Source organism: Vibrio sp. S12_S33 (assembly GCF_963889785.1).
GTDB lineage: Bacteria > Pseudomonadota > Gammaproteobacteria > Enterobacterales > Vibrionaceae > Vibrio > Vibrio aestuarianus.
Genome location: NZ_CAWPQZ010000144.1, coordinates 1 through 1387 on the forward strand (window position 1 = coordinate 1; position 1387 = coordinate 1387).

The following is a 1387-nucleotide window of genomic DNA, read 5'->3' on the forward strand; positions in this document are numbered from 1 at the left end:
GCCGAAAACAGTGACGGCGTTGAAACCAACGTGACACTACCAACGGGTGTGGAAGAGGGCGATACGGTGACGTTAACCATCACCAACCCAGATGGTAGTACCACGGAACAAACCTACACCGTGACGGTGGCGGACCTTGCCAATGGCAGCGCCGACATCACCATTCCAAGCTTGACAGCGGAAGGTAACTACAGCATCACCAGCAGCATTACGGATGCCGCAGGCAACACCAGTGGTGAGAGTGCGCCAGTGACGTTCGATTTAGACACTACCGTACCGGGTGATACCGACGGCGACGGTACGAGTGACACCGCGCCAACCGTTACCATAGCCGATGCGGTCGATGGCAGCGTCAGCGTGGCGGAAAACAGTGACGGCGTTGAAACTGCGGTGAGTATTCCAACGGGTGTGGAAGTGGGTGATACGGTGACGTTAACCATCACCAACCCAGATGGCAGTACGACGGTACAAACTCACGAAGTAACCTTATTAGAAACACTCACAGGCAGTGCGAACATCACCATCCCAAGCTTGGCGGCAGAAGGTGATTACAGCGTGACGGCGCAGATCAGCGACGCGGCGGGCAACAGCAGTGGTGAGAGTGCGCCAGTGATGTTCGATTTAGACACCACCGTACCGGGTGATACCGACGGCGACGGTACGAGTGACACCGCGCCAACCGTTACCATAGCCGATGCGGCGGACGGCAGCGTCAATGTGGCCGAAAACAGTGACGGCGTTGAAACCAACGTGACACTACCAACGGGTGTGGAAGAGGGCGATACGGTGACGTTAACCATCACCAACCCAGATGGTAGTACCACGGAACAAACCTACACCGTGACGGTGGCGGACCTTGCCAATGGCAGCGCCGACATCACCATTCCAAGCTTGACAGCGGAAGGTAACTACAGCATCACCAGCAGCATTACGGATGCCGCAGGCAACACCAGTGGTGAGAGTGCGCCAGTGACGTTCGATTTAGACACTACCGTACCGGGTGATACCGACGGCGACGGTACGAGTGACACCGCGCCAACCGTTACCATAGCCGATGCGGTCGATGGCAGCGTCAGCGTGGCGGAAAACAGTGACGGCGTTGAAACTGCGGTGAGTATTCCAACGGGTGTGGAAGTGGGTGATACGGTGACGTTAACCATCACCAACCCAGATGGCAGTACGACGGTACAAACTCACGAAGTAACCTTATTAGAAACACTCACAGGCAGTGCGAACATCACCATCCCAAGCTTGGCGGCAGAAGGTGATTACAGCGTGACGGCGCAGATCAGCGACGCGGCGGGCAACAGCAGTGGTGAGAGTGCGCCAGTGATGTTCGATTTAGACACCACCGTACCGGGTGATACCGACGGCGACGGTACGAGTG

At 56.8% G+C, this 1387-nt stretch carries 1 protein-coding gene; it reads left to right on the top strand.

Annotation, left to right across the window (positions count from 1 at the left end; all coding sequences use genetic code 11):
- Positions 1-1387, top strand: a 1387-nt coding sequence (locus AACW06_RS19505; RefSeq protein ID WP_192076325.1) for an Ig-like domain-containing protein, incomplete at both ends; no start/stop codon positions are given.